Source organism: Lysinibacillus sp. NPDC097214 (assembly GCF_050277945.1).
In the GTDB taxonomy this organism is placed as follows: Bacteria; Bacillota; Bacilli; order Bacillales_A; family Planococcaceae; genus Lysinibacillus; species Lysinibacillus xylanilyticus_B.
Genome location: NZ_JBNNSS010000003.1, coordinates 254,387 through 270,673, shown reverse-complemented (window position 1 = coordinate 270,673; position 16,287 = coordinate 254,387). Strand labels below are relative to the sequence as shown.

The 16,287-nt window shown below is 38.9% G+C and carries 15 protein-coding genes and 1 pseudogene; all 16 read right to left on the bottom strand.

The window, feature by feature from the left end:
* Positions 1 to 41 precede the first annotated feature (41 nt).
* Complete coding sequence (locus ACQKMI_RS08530) at positions 42 to 344, bottom strand: EscU/YscU/HrcU family type III secretion system export apparatus switch protein (RefSeq protein ID WP_427488155.1); 303 nt, start codon at positions 342 to 344, stop codon at positions 42 to 44.
* On the bottom strand, positions 341 to 2,236 hold the full coding sequence (locus ACQKMI_RS08525) for a hypothetical protein (protein WP_427488154.1): 1,896 nt from the start codon (positions 2,234 to 2,236) through the stop codon (positions 341 to 343). The genes ACQKMI_RS08530 and ACQKMI_RS08525 overlap by 4 nt, the downstream gene beginning before the upstream one ends.
* A gap of 45 nt (positions 2,237 to 2,281) precedes the next feature.
* On the bottom strand, positions 2,282 to 3,040 hold the full coding sequence (locus ACQKMI_RS08520; RefSeq protein ID WP_427488153.1) for a ribonuclease HII: 759 nt from the start codon (positions 3,038 to 3,040) through the stop codon (positions 2,282 to 2,284).
* Positions 3,041 to 3,250: 210 nt separating this feature from the next.
* Positions 3,251 to 4,447 carry an RNA-guided endonuclease InsQ/TnpB family protein gene (locus ACQKMI_RS08515; RefSeq protein WP_386826815.1) on the bottom strand — a complete coding sequence of 399 codons (1,197 nt, stop codon included), beginning with the start codon at positions 4,445 to 4,447 and terminating at the stop codon, positions 3,251 to 3,253.
* Positions 4,389 to 4,825 (bottom strand): annotated as a pseudogene (locus ACQKMI_RS08510) (IS607 family transposase). The gene ACQKMI_RS08515 and the pseudogene ACQKMI_RS08510 overlap by 59 nt, the downstream one beginning before the upstream one ends.
* Before the next feature lie 253 nt (positions 4,826 to 5,078).
* A complete protein-coding gene (ylqF, locus tag ACQKMI_RS08505) occupies positions 5,079 to 5,954 on the bottom strand; it encodes a ribosome biogenesis GTPase YlqF (RefSeq protein ID WP_427416501.1) in 876 nt (291 codons plus the stop codon).
* Between the two features lie 188 nt (positions 5,955 to 6,142).
* Positions 6,143 to 6,712 carry a signal peptidase I gene (gene lepB / locus ACQKMI_RS08500; RefSeq protein WP_427488152.1) on the bottom strand — a complete coding sequence of 190 codons (570 nt, stop codon included), beginning with the start codon at positions 6,710 to 6,712 and terminating at the stop codon, positions 6,143 to 6,145.
* Between the two features lie 106 nt (positions 6,713 to 6,818).
* Positions 6,819 to 7,163, bottom strand: coding sequence for a 50S ribosomal protein L19 (gene rplS, locus ACQKMI_RS08495; protein WP_049668419.1), 345 nt, complete (start codon positions 7,161 to 7,163; stop codon positions 6,819 to 6,821).
* A 116-nt stretch (positions 7,164 to 7,279) separates the two neighbouring features.
* Positions 7,280 to 8,017 (bottom strand): tRNA (guanosine(37)-N1)-methyltransferase TrmD, encoded by a 738-nt coding sequence (gene trmD, locus ACQKMI_RS08490; RefSeq protein ID WP_323645587.1) that lies wholly within the window; start codon positions 8,015 to 8,017, stop codon positions 7,280 to 7,282.
* The gene (rimM, locus tag ACQKMI_RS08485; RefSeq protein WP_427488151.1) at positions 8,017 to 8,532 is read right to left on the bottom strand and encodes a ribosome maturation factor RimM; all 516 of its coding nucleotides are present in this window, start codon (positions 8,530 to 8,532) and stop codon (positions 8,017 to 8,019) included. Before rimM ends, trmD begins: the two co-directional genes overlap by 1 nt.
* A 399-nt stretch (positions 8,533 to 8,931) precedes the next feature.
* Positions 8,932 to 9,165, bottom strand: a complete 234-nt coding sequence (locus tag ACQKMI_RS08480) for a KH domain-containing protein (protein WP_004269410.1) — start codon at positions 9,163 to 9,165, stop codon at positions 8,932 to 8,934.
* A 15-nt stretch (positions 9,166 to 9,180) separates the two neighbouring features.
* Positions 9,181 to 9,453, bottom strand: coding sequence for a 30S ribosomal protein S16 (gene rpsP / locus ACQKMI_RS08475; protein WP_053483320.1), 273 nt, complete (start codon positions 9,451 to 9,453; stop codon positions 9,181 to 9,183).
* Between the two features lie 94 nt (positions 9,454 to 9,547).
* Entirely contained in the window at positions 9,548 to 10,906 is a 1,359-nt protein-coding gene (gene ffh, locus ACQKMI_RS08470) for a signal recognition particle protein (RefSeq protein WP_427488150.1), read from the bottom strand.
* A gap of 12 nt (positions 10,907 to 10,918) precedes the next feature.
* Positions 10,919 to 11,254 carry a putative DNA-binding protein gene (locus tag ACQKMI_RS08465; RefSeq protein WP_323645214.1) on the bottom strand — a complete coding sequence of 112 codons (336 nt, stop codon included), beginning with the start codon at positions 11,252 to 11,254 and terminating at the stop codon, positions 10,919 to 10,921.
* A 195-nt stretch (positions 11,255 to 11,449) separates the two neighbouring features.
* Positions 11,450 to 12,706, bottom strand: a complete 1,257-nt coding sequence (gene ftsY / locus ACQKMI_RS08460; protein WP_427488149.1) for a signal recognition particle-docking protein FtsY — start codon at positions 12,704 to 12,706, stop codon at positions 11,450 to 11,452.
* Positions 12,703 to 16,284 (bottom strand): chromosome segregation protein SMC, encoded by a 3,582-nt coding sequence (smc, locus tag ACQKMI_RS08455; RefSeq protein ID WP_427488148.1) that lies wholly within the window; start codon positions 16,282 to 16,284, stop codon positions 12,703 to 12,705. The genes ftsY and smc overlap by 4 nt, the downstream gene beginning before the upstream one ends.
* Positions 16,285 to 16,287: the final 3 nt, after the last annotated feature.

The following is a 16,287-nucleotide window of genomic DNA, read 5'->3' as shown; positions in this document are numbered from 1 at the left end:
CTTTATTCTGTTTCGTGTACTAAAACAGAGTTTTATGAATATCAGAATTCTTCGTTTTTTCTATATTTTCGCGCATATTGTTGATCTAATCGATAAATAAAAGCAAAAACCTCAGCAACAGCTTCGTACAATTCTTCCGGAATTGACTCATTTAGATCTAATTGTCCAAGTAATTGAACAAGGTTAGGATCCTCATAAATCGGGACATCGTGTTCATTCGCGCGCGCTAAAATATTTTCTGCTATTTTCCCCTTCCCTTTTGCTACGACCGTTGGACTATCAAAACGTCCTAACTTATAGGTGAGAGCAATAGCCTCTTTTCGAGTAAATTTTTCTTCACTCATATGCGAAAATCCACCCCACTATGTTCCTCCTGCTGTTCTACTACAGGGGTTGTTTTTGCAGATTGGGCTTTTTCAAATTGTTTAATAAAAACACCTGAAAGTTGATACTCTTTTTCAGCTAGACCCACTTTTAGCGCTGCTTTTAGTGGTTCAGCAAGCGGAATAATATCATCATTTTCATTAAATACCGTCACAGAAACGACACGATTTTGAACTTGCATATCAATAACCGTTTCTTTCATAGATTCCATTTGTAAATAAAATAATATACGCGCATAATTGGCATCAATTTTACCGTCTTCTTTCATACGCCCATTCCATTGTAATGTTGCATCCATTTTCTTGCCGAAAAACTCTAATGGTACTTGCATAATAAGCTGATGCTGATGGCCATTTTCCCCTGATGCTAGCTGCATGCCGTTCATACGTGCCATTAACATTTCTGCAGCTTCCTTCAGCTGAGGAGTAACATGCGCTTCCTGCAATAATGTATGTAATTGAGGTTTTAATTGATGTGCAATCTGCTGTAAATCGGCTGACTTATTACTAATAGTCGCTTCATAGCTAACTCCTAGATTTTTTAATACCGTTTTAAGCGCATGTTCCATTGCTTTACTGTCCATAGAATTTTGTACATGAGCATCTGCTTGCGTAACAATTTGCTGAATCATTGATTGCGGGGATTCAACACTATTTCTCATGAGACTTCGCATGAATGCTTCGTTTTGTAGCGGAGTATTGGCTTCATGCTTTAAAAGCGATAATAAATGGTCCTTCACTGAAAGAGCATTGGCGTCTTGTGTAAATAAACGCTCCGAAGAATTTTCTGCAAATGCTTTTATAAGGTGTTCTTGCATTTGTTTTGCAAAAATCTCTAGCGTTTGTTTAGTTGCTGGTAGCTGTTTAAATCGATCGATAAGTTCATTTAATGACTGCTTTTGGTCATTAGTTAACAAACTTTGATTCGCTGTCCATGATCTAAGCTGATCAACAAGCTGATTAATATTGTCAGATTTTGTCGCTAAAATTGTTTGAATAACTTCTCCAGCCTGTTGAAGCTGATTTGACTGTATAGACTTTACATCACTAAGGCTGGACCAATTTTGCAAGGTTGCCTGTTGAGGTAGTATCCCTGCCTCTTTTAAACTATTCATGGCTTGAATCTTTTCACTCATAGAAGCCGCATTATTAGTTAATATTTGTATGGACTTAGCAAGTACTAAACTACCTGTTTCTACTTCAAAAGGCTTTGCAATTGCTAGTACTTGTTGCATTAGATTTTGCTTAAGGTTTTCTGGTAAAGCTATATCCTTCGTTAAAAGCTGTGTAAAGTTTTCCATTATGGAAACCATGCCGGCCGTTTTTTGTCCACTTAGAAGAGCTTGAAAAACATCAGTTGTCATTGGCATTTTAAACTCTACCATTTTTTGAATGGCTTGCAGGGCATCCATTTTATTTACGCCCTCCGGTAATCCCTTTAACCACATTTCTGCCTGCATCAGCTGCTCTTTTGAAATCGGTAGTTGCGCTTTCATAAAATGAGCTAGAAGCTGCTGTGCTTCAGCTGTTTTAGGCAAATTCATTGATTCAAGTAACTGATTAATTTGTTGACTTTGGGAAGCCGTCTGCTCCATAGGACCTGTAACAACTTTTAGTTCTGTTTGCGGGCTTATACCAGTTACTTGAAAGAAATGCGCATCACCTGCTTTTAGCGGCACTTCCAGTTTAGCAATAAACTTTTGCTGACCAACCTGTATTTCTGCCATTTGATCTGGATATAATTGTTTGATTGTTCCTTGAAATACTTGTCCTTGTTTTAAAGTAAGCGGCTGATTAGCTGAGGTTATAGCAGCTTGTTGCATTTGAATCGGATTAAAAGATGTGGCTGTCATATACATACTCCTTTCATCAATTTTCTATTTTATTTGGCTTATCACTTAGAGCATTGACTTTATCGGTTCAAAGGACTTGCGATGATGATTAGTTGGACCGAATTCTTCAAGTGCTTTTAAATGTTGTTTTGTGCCATACCCTGCATGCTGAGCAAAACCATACATAGGAAATTCTTCGTCCAATTGATCCATATAATCATCTCGCGCCGTTTTCGCTAATATCGACGCTGCTGCAATCGCTAGGCTTTTCGCATCTCCTTTAATGATTGAATCCTGCGGAATAGAGATTGGCAGCGTCATAGCATCTACTAGCACATAATTAGGTTTCATAGATAACGATTCTACACTTGTCTTCATCGATTGCTTCGTCGCTTCGTAAATATTTAACGCATCAATTTGTTGCGCTGGTTGAAAATGGATAAAATAACTTAATGCATACTCTTTTATTAAAGCAGCATAGGCATTACGTTTATCTTTTGATAATTGCTTTGAATCATTTAAGCCGATTAGCGCCTCACAGTTTGCAGGTAAAATTACAGCAGCGGTTACTACTGGTCCTGCTAACGGTCCACGTCCCGCTTCGTCTACCCCTGCAATGAGTGCCCCTATTCCTCCATAGCTGTGGTCAAAATCGACTTTCGCTTGATGATCCTGGAGTAACTGTTGTTTTTTCTCTTGGCGCTTATTCCAGCTTTGCCAAGCCTTTTGCACCCCTGCCCGTTCATCAGTTGCTACGCTTGTCATCCAGTCCTGCCATTCTTCAGTTTCCTTCAATGCTGTCGTAATTTCTTTAATCGTTTTCATCTATTTACTGCTACTTAAAATACGGACAAATATACCCATATCAAGAAATTTGCGGAGCTTATGCCAATCAGTTTAAACCAATTGTTTATTCCACATTACTGCTTCCTCGAACTCCGCCTTGCCAGTTGCTCGCTACTACGGTTTGTATAGCTCTCCACAGTCGTTAATTCCCGACTAGCCATCGGTACATATATACAGTTGCGTTTTGCTTTATAGCGGTGCTAATACTGTGTATTCTTTCGCATCTCTCAAATTTAAACTCGCATTGAAATCTCGGTCTGCGGTATAACCACAATGTTCGCACTGGTATGTCCTGTCAGATAGTTTCAAGTCTACTTTCTTTTCACCACAATTATGGCAAAGTTTCGAACTTGGATACCAACGGTCAACCATGCGTAATTCGAAGTAGCCTTGTTTCGCTTTCCATTCAAGTTTTGTACGCAATCCGTATAATTTCTGTTGAGCGACTGCTTTTGAAAGATGTTTATTCTTCATTATGCCCTTGATATTCAAATCTTCGATTGTAACGTATGACGGCTTGGTTTTCGCTATGTCTGCCACAATCTTGTTTTGAAAATCATTACGCAAATTCGTAAGGCTGTAATGAATACGTTGTACCTTTAAGACTTGTTTTTGGATATTTCGTCTAGTAGCTTCTCCTTTTTTAATTTCTTTATTTTTGATACGCAATTTTTCCGCTTCGTATTTTCTCGATAGCTTGCGTTGTTCTTTCTTGAGTTTCCGCTCAAGTTTTCGCACTTTCGCACTTTTACTGATGTTTTTATGAGTTACCCTATCACTACGGATTGCCGTCTCTTTAATACCCAAGTCAGCACCAAGCCCTTCGTTATCGAGATTGAGTTCTGATTTGGTATCAGGTACTTCCACCAATACGGAAACGAAGTATCGGTCAGCCTTTTGACTAATCGTACCGCTTTTCACGATTGCACTAGGCGAATGCGTTGGGATATATCCCTTTTCTTTTAATTTCACCCAACCAAGTGTTGGTACTTTCATACGATGACGTTCCACCTGGATAATGGTTTTAGCGTCATTTTTCACAAAATACATAGACACATCTTGATTGCGCTTCTTCTTGAATTGGGGAAAATCGCTTTCACCTTTGAAGAATTTTGTGAACGCTGTATGAACATTCTGTAAACCACGTTTAATGGCTTTCGCATATACATCTTTTATCCACGAAAATTCGGGGTGCATAGGCACGAATGTATTGTTAAGCCATTTCGAATAGTCCATATACCCTACGAAAGAACCACCATTTTCATAAACTTCAATGTTATGTGCGAGGTATTTATTTTCGACAAAGCGAACGACACCAACAGTGCGATTAATCTTTGTCTTTTGTTCGTTTGTCGGATTGATTTCCGTCTTGTATGCAATTAACATCTTTGTCACCTTCAATCTGTTTTTTATACTTCCTCAAGCCGTAAATACGACAACTGAATACATGGATAATCGAAATCAACTCTTCGACTAATTCCTATTGCGGAGATAAGTCTGGATTGTTCAAACCAGCCATATCCAAAACGCACAAACCTATCTTTGAACGTGATATAGATTGCTTCAACCTCCCCACGCATAACTTCATCAAGAAGTACGTTCCATTTTTTTCGTTTGTAATTCAGCCCACTACTCTTCGGTATAGTACCTTTGATTGGTCGGTGTTCGATGTGCTACAAGCGTTCCATCGTTATCCCATCTTTGGAGTGTTTTAAGCGAAACACCTAAGCGTTTCGCCATTTCATTTGGTTTAATCATCTTTATCACCTCATGAACGCCATAACACTTTTGTCTATATTTGTTCATGTTTGTCCATGAAAATGACTACTGTTTAAACACTCCCAACTCGTTAATTTTACGTTCTAGTACGTTTTTCGTTTCTTTTAAGCTAAAATGCTAATCCCAAAATAATTATAACTTCTTTTTCACGCTCTATATCATTTATCGGCAAGAAGAAGTATTCCTAAAAGAAAAACTGTCACGCTCACGATTTATGACGTGAGTATGACAGTTTTCTTTATTGCTGCTCTGCTTCTTTTTCAAGTTGTTCGTGAACAAAGTCAAATGTTAGTTTGCCTAATTGTAAACCACGAATATCTCTAACGATTAGTTGAGATACTTGATCATAATCAATTTCTCCGCCAGGACCGAACACACGACGAAGTTTACCGATATGGTCGAAAGTCTCAACTAAATCTTCATGTACAAACTGGAAGCCATATCGTTCTTCCATTCGTGCTGGATAATGAATGGATAAAAAGCGTAGACCATATACAGCTAAATCCTCCATATTCGTTATAGTATCCTTTATAGCACCTGTTAGGGCTAATTTGTAGCCTACTTCTTGATCTTCAAATTTCGGCCATAAAATACCTGGCGTATCGAGTAATTCAAGCTCCTTGCCAACCTTTATCCATTGTTGAGCCTTAGTTACACCCGGAGTATTACCTGTTTTAGCTATATTTTTCTTTGCTAATCGATTAATTAGCGTCGATTTCCCTACGTTAGGAATTCCAACAATCATTGCACGAATAGCTCTTGGCTTCATCCCACGTGCCTTCATACGCTCATATTTTTCTTTTAATATTTCTTGAGCAGCCTTTGTCACCTGCTGTAATCCTTTGCCTTCAAGGGAATTGATTGCTACTGCCTTATGGCCCCGTTGAGCAAAGTATTCAACCCATTTACGTGTTTCCTGCTCATCCGCCATATCTGATTTATTTAAAATAAGAAGACGTGGTTTTTGATTAATCACTTCGTCTATCATCGGATTTCGGGAAGATAGAGGCAAACGTGCATCTATTAATTCAAATATAATATCAACGAGCTTTAATTTTTCTGTTACTTCTCTGCGGGCCTTTGCCATATGCCCTGGAAACCATTGTATAGTCATATCTATACCTCCTAAACTAAAAGAAAAAGGGAGTTTTAACTTCTTTCAGCAGGTGTCCAAACGCCTGCTGAAAGAAGTTAAAGCCTCCGGCGGATGTCACGGAATCGGAAAGGAGTTCTTTGTGCAAGCACAAAGCCGATTCCAGACGCAATTATGCCAAGGCATAATTGATCTCTCCCTTTCAAGAATTACTTTACAATTTTAATATCACTAAACGGCCAGAAAATCAGACTTGTATTACCAATAATCTCTTTCTGATCGACGAGTCCAATATGACGACTGTCCTTACTGTATCGACGATTATCTCCCATAACGAAAACATAACCTTCTGGAATTACATTATCTTTTAGGTTTACATCAATGTCGTTTAACGTAAAATCCTCTGTTAAAGTACCTTCTGTAATTTTTGATTTGTAAGCATCTAAATAAGGCTCGTCTATCGGTTCACCATTAATGTATAATTTATCATTTTTATATTCTAAAGTATCTCCCGGTAACCCAATAACACGTTTAATATAGTTCTTCTTTTCTGGAGCATGGAATACAACAATATCAAAGCGTTTTGGTTCACCTATTTTATAACCAATTTTATTCACAATCATTCGATCGCCATCTTCAAGGGTTGGCATCATGGACTCTCCATCTACTGCAATAGGTGTAAATAAAAAATAACGAATAATCGCTGCAATCGCAAATGCAATTAGAAGTGCCTTTGTCCATTCCCATAGTTCATTCTTTTCCTTAACCTGTTTTTCCATCGAGAATTGCCCCCTTGTCTATCCTCATTTTAGTTGATAGCTATTTAAGATGACAAGCAAAAAGAAAAGGAGCTTGTTGCACAAGCCCCTCACTTTTAAGTCATAATTATCGAATTTCTTTAATACGAGCAGCTTTACCACGTAGGTTACGTAGGTAGTAAAGTTTAGCACGACGTACTTTACCACGACGTACAACTTCTAAGTTAGCGATTTTTGGTGTGTGTACAGGGAATGTACGTTCAACACCTACACCATAAGAAATTTTACGAACTGTGAAAGTTTCGCTAATACCGCCACCACGACGTTTAATTACTACACCTTCGTATACTTGGACACGTTCACGAGTACCCTCTACTACTTTCACGTGTACCTTAACAGTATCACCAGGACGGAAAGTTGGTAGATCAGTGCGAAGCTGAGCTTTAGTAATTTCTGTAATAATGTTTGACATTGTTTTCTCTCCTTAGACAGATGCTCTTGCACGCAATCTATGCCACAGCGGAACACCGTAATTCAGTACTCCACATAGAAGTACAGATTAGATGTTATCATAAATATAGATAGCAATCAAGCATCTTTATTGTTGTTTTTAAGTTTTTCTACATACAATTTTTGCTTATCTGTTAACGGATAATTCTCGAGTAAATCCGGACGACGCTCGAATGTTCTTTTCAAAGATTCTTCCTCACGCCATTGCTCAATCTTCGCATGATTGCCCGATAGTAAAATATCAGGTACTTTCATGCCACGAAATTCAGCAGGTCGTGTATAATGTGGATGCTCTAGAAGACCTGTTGAGAACGAATCTTGTATGTGGGAATCCTCTTGTCCTAAAACCCCCGGCAGAAGTCGTACAACGCTATCTATAACCGTCATAGCCCCTAGCTCTCCACCTGTTAATACGAAATCTCCAATTGAAATCTCGTCGGTAACAAGATGCTGACGAATGCGTTCATCATAGCCTTCATAATGACCACATAAAAATACTAGCTCTTGTTCTTGCGCTAGCTCTTCTGCCTTTTTTTGAGTAAAACGTTCACCTTGTGGACACATCAAAATGATACGAGGATTTCTTCCTTCCGTAATGGACTCGACAGCGCTAAACATCGGCTCTGGTTTTAATACCATTCCCGCGCCACCACCATACGGATAATCGTCTACTTGATTATGCTTGTTACCCGAAAATCCACGGATATCAGTTACTTCTAACTGTACAGCACCTTTTTCCTGTGCTTTCTTTAATATGGATGCACCAAAGACGCCTGTAAACATATCAGGAAATAGACTTAACACATTGATATTCATCATAACAAGCCTTCCATTACATGTATCACAATTTTCTTTTCATCAACATCAATTTCCTTGACGATGTCCTCGATATATGGGATATAATGCTCTTTTTTACTACCCTTGACTACCCATACATCATTTGCACCCGTTTGAAGAATATCGGCCACTACTCCGATCGTTTCGCCTTCTTCAGATACAATTGTACAGCCAATTATTTCATGGAAGAAAAATTCATTTTCCTTTAATAAATCATCTGTCAATTGATCCTTCGTAACTTTAAGCATTCCTTCTTTAAAAGGTTCAACAATGTTGATGTTATTCATTCCTTCAAAAGTTAATAAAATGAAGTTTTTATGACGACGCATTGATTCAATCGTTACCCATGTTGGCTTTTTATCGTCTTTTTTAAACGCCGCAAGCTTATTTCCTACTGCGAAGCGCTCATCTTCAAAGTCTGTTGTTGATAACACACGCACCTCACCGCGAATACCGTGCGTATTGACAATACGACCTACATTAAACCATTCCATTCAAATCTCACCTCGTATCAATTTCTCCTTGACATAATTGTGCTGTCACTTCGCTTTCGCACAGTACACAATTGCTAAACATGCCTATCCCCGTCAAGCTACTAGCTAGCCAGAACAAAAGTAACCTTCTCTCACTTTCACCTAAAGTAGCAGATTAACTTTTTGCGGACGATGTTATAGCTAAGAAGTTGACCAGTCTCCCTTAATGTCATTATGTTCAATTACCTCTCAAAGTAATGATGATAATGAAAAAAGGAAGGAACCGGCAAGCTCCTTCCTTTGTAGTCCAGATTTTCCGCTTTACCTCAAGGCCACTTCGAATTCCTAAGTGCATGTAAACATACCCATCAGGACTCTCCAGTGCTTGTTGCATGTAAAAGAGCGTGAAAATCTTTTCTATCAATCCAATATATCGACGTAGGTCTTTTTTTGATGGTGACTACCCGCCGCTGAATAAACAATTGTACGAATTGCTTTCGCTACTCGCCCTTGCTTGCCTATGACTTTCCCTCGATCCTCTGGATGAACAAAAAGTTTATAAACAATTCGATTTGCATTTTCATCCGTCTCTATACGAACTTCTTCTGGATAATCGACTAACGGTAAAACGATTGCTTCAATCAGCTGCTTCAAAGACGTCGCCCCCGATTATTTACTGAATTTTTGGTTATGGAATTTCTCCATGATTCCTTGTTCTGAGAACAAGTTACGCACTGTATCTGATGGTTTCGCACCGTCAGTTAACCATTTAAGAGCTTTCTCTTCATCGATGTTTACAGTAGCTGGTTGAGTAAGTGGGTTGTAAGTACCAACTGTTTCGATTGAACGACCGTCACGTGGTGAACGAGCGTCTGCAACTACGATACGATAGAAAGGAGATTTTTTAGCTCCCATACGTTTTAAGCGAATTTTAACTGCCATTTTAATAGCACCTCCGAATAAGTTTCACACAAGATAGTATATTATCAATGTTTAGGTTGTTTGTAAAGTGTTTTTTCTTAACACCTAAAAATTATTATTTAAACAATGAATCGAAGCCTGGTAGTTTCATCTTTTTCTTTCCTTTGCCACTTGCCATGCCTGTCATTTGCTTCATCATTTTTTTCATTTCATCAAATTGCTTTATTAAACGATTTACCTCTTGAATTGATGTCCCAGAACCCTTCGCTATACGCTTTTTACGGCTACCGTTAATAATTTCCGGATTCGTCTTTTCAGCAGGTGTCATCGAATAAATAATAGCTTCTACGCGGCCCATTTGCTTATCATCAACTTTAACATTATCTAAGCCTTTAATTTTGCCGGCACCTGGTAACATTTTTAAAATTTCGTCAAGCGGACCCATTTTCTTTACTTGCTGCAATTGCTCAACAAAATCATCAAATGTAAAGCTCTGAGTTTTAAACTTTTCCTCTAGTTCTTTAGCCTTTGCTTCGTCAACATTTGCCTGAGCCTTTTCAATAAGCGATAAAACGTCACCCATACCTAATATACGAGACGCCATACGCTCTGGGTGGAAAGGTTCCAACGCATCCAACTTTTCACCCATACCGACAAACTTAATCGGCTTTTGTGTAACGGAACGAATTGATAACGCCGCACCACCACGTGTATCACCATCGAGCTTTGTTAAAACAACCCCTGTAATGCCGATTGCTTCATTAAAACTTTCTGCCACGTTTACAGCATCCTGACCTGTCATAGCATCTACAACTAGGAACACTTCATCTGGTTCTTTTAACGCACGAATATCTTTTAATTCTTGCATTAATTCTTCATCGATATGCAAGCGACCTGCTGTATCAATTATCACAACATCATGATGTTCTTCTTTTGCCAATTCAATTGCCTGTCGTGCAATTTCAACTGGAGATACATCAGTCCCTAACGTAAAAACAGGTAGGGATAACTGCTTTCCTAATGTTTGTAGCTGTTGAACAGCCGCTGGACGGTAAACGTCAGCAGCAACTAGTAATGGCTTACGATTATATTTTTTACGTAACACATTTGCCAATTTACCAGTAGTAGTCGTTTTCCCCGCACCTTGTAAGCCGACCATCATAATAACTGTCGGTGGCTTTGTGTTAAATTTGATTGGGCTTTGCTCGCCACCCATTAATTCTGTTAATTCGTCTTGTACGATTTTAATAACTTGCTGACCTGGCGTTAAGCTTTGCATAACATCCACACCGACAGCACGTTCACTGACCTTTTTAACGAATTCTTTGACAACTTTTAAGTTAACATCCGCCTCGATTAAAGCAAATCGGACTTCTCGCATCATTTCTTTAACGTCTTGTTCCGATACTTTACCTTTACCTTTAATCTTTTGGATCGTTCCTTGGAGTCGCTCCGCTAATCCTTCAAAAGCCATTGCTTTCGCCTCCTAATCCCATTCTTTCAACTGTTCTATAAGCGCCAATTGCTCTTCACTTGTCATACTTTGTTCTGTAATCCCTGTTGTTAGCTGCGCAAGCATTTGTGTACGTTGTTGGAATTTTTCCAATAAACATAGTTTTTCTTCATATTCTTCAAGCATCGCTTCTGTTCGACGAATATTATCATAAACAGCTTGGCGTGAAATTCCATACGATTCAGCGATTTCTCCAAGCGAGTTATCATCTAAATAATATAGCTCCATATAACTTCGTTGCTTATCTGTTAATAATGCTTGATAAAAGTCGAAGAGAAAGTTCATGCGTGTTGTTTTTTCAAGTAGCATCGAATGTTTCTCCTCCCGTTATTAGTCATTTGTATCATAACGAAAAGCGCCCGTCTGTGTCAAGGTAATCTCCTTGTCTAAAAGCCTTAATTAACTGCTTTTTAGGCGTTTTTCACCTATAGCTAGTATTTCCCTTTTAAACAATGCGATTCCCCTGACTACAGACGAGCGCTTCAATTAACAAATTACTACTTGTTAATCCTCACTATTTTGTAATTCTTTATCTAAACCATCCGCAAATAAGCCATACACATAGCGCTCTGCATCAAATGGTTGTAAATCATCCATCTTTTCACCAAGACCAATAAACTTCACAGGAATGTGTAATTTATTTCGAATAGCGAGAACAATACCACCTTTAGCAGTGCCGTCAAGCTTTGTTAAAACGATCCCTGTTACATTTGTAGCTTCCTTAAATGTTTGTGCTTGAACAAGTGCATTTTGACCTGTTGTTGCATCTAATGCTAATAGTACTTCATGCGGAGCATTCGGTATCTCTCGAGAGATTACTCGATGAACTTTTTCAAGCTCATTCATTAAGTTCACTTTATTTTGCAAGCGCCCTGCTGTATCACAAATCAACACATCTGCTTTACGGTTTTTCGCTGCACGAATTGCATCGTACATAACCGCTGCTGGATCTGAGCCTTCCGATTGTTTAATCACTTCACAGCCAACACGGTCTCCCCAAACTTGTAATTGGTCGATGGCACCAGCACGGAAAGTATCACCTGCCGCTAAAACAACTGTTTTTCCTTGTGATTTTAGACGATGAGCAAGTTTACCGATGGTAGTCGTTTTCCCAACACCGTTTACCCCAACGAATAAAATGACAGTAAGCTCACCTTCAGGTTGCATATTAAGTTCGATTAAATCTTCTTCTCCTTGCTCATAAATTTCCACAAGTTTTTCAGAAATAAGCGTTTGAATTCCGTTTGTATCTTTTATATTTTTACGCTGAACCTCAAAGCGTAATTTGTCCATTAGCTCCATTACTGTTTCAAAGCCAACGTCTGCCTGTAATAATAAGTCTTCTAATTCTTCAAAGAAATCTTCGTCCACTTTTCGATAGCGAGCAACTAGATCATTCACTTTTGAAGTAAATGAATTACGCGTTTTTTCCAGTCCAGCCTTGAACTTTTGTGTAATAGACCATGCAGAAGGTTTTTTCTCCTCTTCTGGTTCTTCTACTATCGCGACTTCTTGCACTTCTTGTTGCTCTAGTTGTTCTTGATCTTCCATTGCTTCAGGGATTTCAGTTTCAATTGAGCTTTCCGTTACAGGAACTTCCTCTACTTTTTCAACTTCCTCTACAATTTCTTCAATTTGAGCAGGCTCTGTTGCTTCGTCTTGCTTCTGTTCAGCAGCTTCTTCTTCAGTAATCTCTTCTACTTTTTCTTCCTCGACTGGGTTGCCTACCAATTTATCTTTTAAACGTTTAAAAAAACTCATGCTTGTTCGCTCCTTTGCTCCGCAAGTTCGGGTTCATCTTCTAATTTTACTGATACAAGTTTAGATACACCAGATTCCTGCATTGTAATACCATACAGCACATCTGCTCCCTCCATCGTTCCTTTACGATGTGTGATGACAATAAACTGAGTATTAAGGCTAAATTTCTTCAAATATTGGCTATATCGAACGACATTTGCCTCATCTAAAGCCGCCTCTACCTCATCGAGAATACAGAATGGTACAGGTCGTATATTTAGGATGGAGAATAATAAAGCGATTGCAGTTAGTGCACGTTCACCACCAGAAAGCAAGCTTAGATTTTGTAATTTTTTCCCTGGTGGTTGAGCTACAATTTCTATCCCTGTTTCAAGCAAGTTTTGAGGGTCCAATAACACTAAATCTGCCTGACCGCCACCAAACAATTCACGGAATACACGTTTAAATTGCTCTCGAATGGCATAGAATGTTTCACTAAATCGTAGCGTCATTTCTTCATCCATTTCTTTAATAGCCTCATGTAATGTTTCCTGTGCAGCAAGTAAATCCTCGCGCTGCTCTGTTAAAAATGAATGGCGTTCAAGTACCCGATCGTATTCCTCAATAGCGCTCAAATTAACAGGACCTAGCTCTTCTATAGATTTCTTCAGTAATTTCACTCGACGTCGCATATGCTCTTCATCTTCAATTGCAAGGGCTAATTCTTCAGCTTCTTCAAATGTTAGCTGATAATTCTCTTCTAGCTGTTCATTGAAATTATTGATTTCGAATTCTACACGACTTCGCTTCAATTCATTTGCACGGATCGCCTCAAGATAGCCTTTATGTGTACGTTGCAATTCTTTCAGCTGTTCTTCTAAAGAAGTAAGCTCTTGTTGTTGCGCTACTTTTTCATCTTTTTTCTGTGAAATAGTATCCTGCAGCGAATCTCTTCGCGCTTTCCACGTAGCAACCTGCTCATCCACTTCTTCATCGCTTAAAAGTTTTGTCGAATCATCAGATTGAAGCCAGATTATTTCCTGAGAAATATTGTCGACTTTTTGACGAGCTTTGTTTAATTGTAAGGCTAACTCTGCTGTAGCAATTTGCACTTGTGACATTTGCTCCTGCATTACTGCTAACTGCGAGCGTTTTTCTGCTGACTGCTCACGAAGTACATCTTTCTCCGATTCACTTTGTAGCTTCACTTTACTTAGTTGTTCCACTGTTTCATTTATCTCTAAGAGCTCTGTTGCTAGTGCCGTTAAACGCTCCGTAGCCGCTTCCTTTTGAGCTAACAATGCCTCTTCGCGAGTTTTTACATCTTGCGTTTCATTAGAAGCAAAAGATACTCGTGCCGATAAGCTTTTCTCGACAACCTCTAGCTCACGAATACGACCCGCTTGTTGCATGTCATCTTTTCGTAGTTGTTCACCGTCAAGTTTCAATTGCTCTACTTTGTCTCGCAATACTGCAAGCTTCTCTTTTTCATCCGTGACAGCCTGTTCAGCACTATAAATAGATGCTTCCAACGATTCTAGCTTTACTATTAAACCATCTAATTCCGCTTTTCTTGTAAAAAGTGAAGATTGTTGCTTCGTTGCACCACCCGTTAATGAACCGCCTGCATTGACGATATCACCATCAAGTGTTACAACACGATATCTAAACCCACATAATCGAGCAATTTGACTTGCACCTTCTAAACTTGATGCAACAATGACATTGCCAAGGAGGTTCTCGACAATTGTGCGGTTCTCCTCACCGAACGTGACAAGTGCATCAGCCATTTTAACAAATGCTGGATGCTCAGTGGCTTGTTGAATCATAGATAGATTGATTTTCCGTGACTTGATAACTGTTTTCGGTAAAAATGTTGCGCGTCCAGCTCTTTTTTGTTTTAACCAATGAATCGCCTGTTGAGCATATCGTTCATCGGTTGTCACAATATGCTGAGAGGCTGCCCCTAATGCCGTTTCAATAGCCTGAGAATATTTCCCTTCCACTTGAATTAACTCAGCAACGGCTCCCTCAATTCCAGCTAATTCACCTTTATCACGCGCTAATAATACTTCTTTTACTCCATGGAAAAACCCAGAGAAATCTGCTTCTAGTTCAGCTAGCGTATCTTTTCTAGCCTTAAGTTGCTGCTGATGCTGATAAGCTTTATAAAGCATATCCTGCTTTTCATTAAATGATGCATCCACGTTCTTAAGCTGTATTTGCAATGCTTCATATTGCTCAAGTCTTTCCTGTAATACGTTTGTTGTTGTAGTATGAGCAACAGCTAACTTCTCTTTTTCCGCTAGAATTTGTGCAAGCTCTTGCCCGATTTCATCCGTTTGGCCGGACATTCGTGCCGCCATCGCTTTTTGCTGCACTAATTGTTGTTCAATATTTTTTAATTCATTTTTTACTGTTGCTTCTTCGTTTAAGGAGTCGATATATCGATTTTTTTGTTCTTCAATTTCTTGTTCAATTTCAGAAACAGAGCGATTCAAAGATTGCTCTACTTGCTTAATGCTTTGTTTCAGCTCTGATACCTCTTGCTGCTTTTCACCGAACAATTCTTTTTTCTCTTGCTCTTGAGCTATAAGAGCCTCAACCTCATCTTTTGCTTCTTGTAATGCCGTATTTAATTGAAGTAGTTGATTAGAAGCATTTTGGCGCTTTTCAGCCATTAACGCTTTACGACCATCCCAACGCTCTACCTCCATCGTTGCATTAACAAACTCAGCCTGAGTCGTATCTAAATAGTCATCTAGCTCTTTTAAAAGCTTACGAATACTAGCAGTTTGTTTATCTATCGAAGAAATATGATGAGCTTGTTTTTGTTCTGTTTCATAAAGCTCTGTGTACTCAGTTTTTAGAGCATGCAAAGATTGTGCACAATTTTTTAAATCGTGCACAAGGATAGCGATATCAAAATCCTTTAACTCAGTTGACATTTGCACATAATCTCTTGCACTTGATGCCTGAATTTCTAACGGCTCCAGACGACTATCTAGCTCATGTAGAATATCTAAAACACGATACAAATTTTCATCTGTTTCAACAAGCTTATGCTCTGCCTTTTTCTTTCTCAGTTTATACTTTAACACGCCAGCTGCCTCTTCAAAAATTGAACGACGGTCATCAGGTCGGCTATTTAAAATTTCATCGACACGACCTTGTGAAATAATGGAAAAGGCCTCTTTCCCAAGTCCCGAGTCCATAAACAAGTCCGTAATATCCTTCAGGCGACACTGCTGGTTATTAAGTAAATATTCACTATCACCTGAACGGTATACGCGTCTTGTTACACTGACTTCTGTATATGAAAAAGCAAGCTGTTCATCTGTGTTATCTAAAATTAGTGTTACCTCTGCAAAGTTTAGTGGCTTACGTGAGTCACTCCCAGCAAAAATAACATCCTCCATCTTTGCCCCACGTAACGACTTTGCCGATTGCTCCCCAAGTACCCAACGAATGGCATCAATGACATTACTTTTTCCACTGCCATTTGGTCCAACTACTGCTGTAACACCGGGTACAAAATCAATTCCAATGCGCTCCGCAAAAGATTTAAAGCCAATCACTTCGAGTCGTTTTAGGAACATCTA

Bases quoted from the DNA above. Each gene is read 5' to 3' on its own strand.
- ACQKMI_RS08530 (WP_427488155.1), bottom strand. From the start codon at position 344: ATGAGTGAAGAAAAATTTACTCGAAAAGAGGCTATTGCTCTCACCTAT.
- ACQKMI_RS08525 (WP_427488154.1), bottom strand. From the start codon at position 2,236: ATGACAGCCACATCTTTTAATCCGATTCAAATGCAACAAGCTGCTATA.
- ACQKMI_RS08520 (WP_427488153.1), bottom strand. From the start codon at position 3,040: ATGAAAACGATTAAAGAAATTACGACAGCATTGAAGGAAACTGAAGAA.
- ACQKMI_RS08515 (WP_386826815.1), bottom strand. From the start codon at position 4,447: ATGTTAATTGCATACAAGACGGAAATCAATCCGACAAACGAACAAAAG.
- ylqF (WP_427416501.1), bottom strand. From the start codon at position 5,954: ATGACTATACAATGGTTTCCAGGGCATATGGCAAAGGCCCGCAGAGAA.
- lepB (WP_427488152.1), bottom strand. From the start codon at position 6,712: ATGGAAAAACAGGTTAAGGAAAAGAATGAACTATGGGAATGGACAAAG.
- rplS (WP_049668419.1), bottom strand. From the start codon at position 7,163: ATGTCAAACATTATTACAGAAATTACTAAAGCTCAGCTTCGCACTGAT.
- trmD (WP_323645587.1), bottom strand. From the start codon at position 8,017: ATGAATATCAATGTGTTAAGTCTATTTCCTGATATGTTTACAGGCGTC.
- rimM (WP_427488151.1), bottom strand. From the start codon at position 8,532: ATGGAATGGTTTAATGTAGGTCGTATTGTCAATACGCACGGTATTCGC.
- rpsP (WP_053483320.1), bottom strand. From the start codon at position 9,453: ATGGCAGTTAAAATTCGCTTAAAACGTATGGGAGCTAAAAAATCTCCT.
- ffh (WP_427488150.1), bottom strand. From the start codon at position 10,906: ATGGCTTTTGAAGGATTAGCGGAGCGACTCCAAGGAACGATCCAAAAG.
- ACQKMI_RS08465 (WP_323645214.1), bottom strand. From the start codon at position 11,254: ATGCTACTTGAAAAAACAACACGCATGAACTTTCTCTTCGACTTTTAT.
- ftsY (WP_427488149.1), bottom strand. From the start codon at position 12,706: ATGAGTTTTTTTAAACGTTTAAAAGATAAATTGGTAGGCAACCCAGTC.
- smc (WP_427488148.1), bottom strand. From the start codon at position 16,284: ATGTTCCTAAAACGACTCGAAGTGATTGGCTTTAAATCTTTTGCGGAG.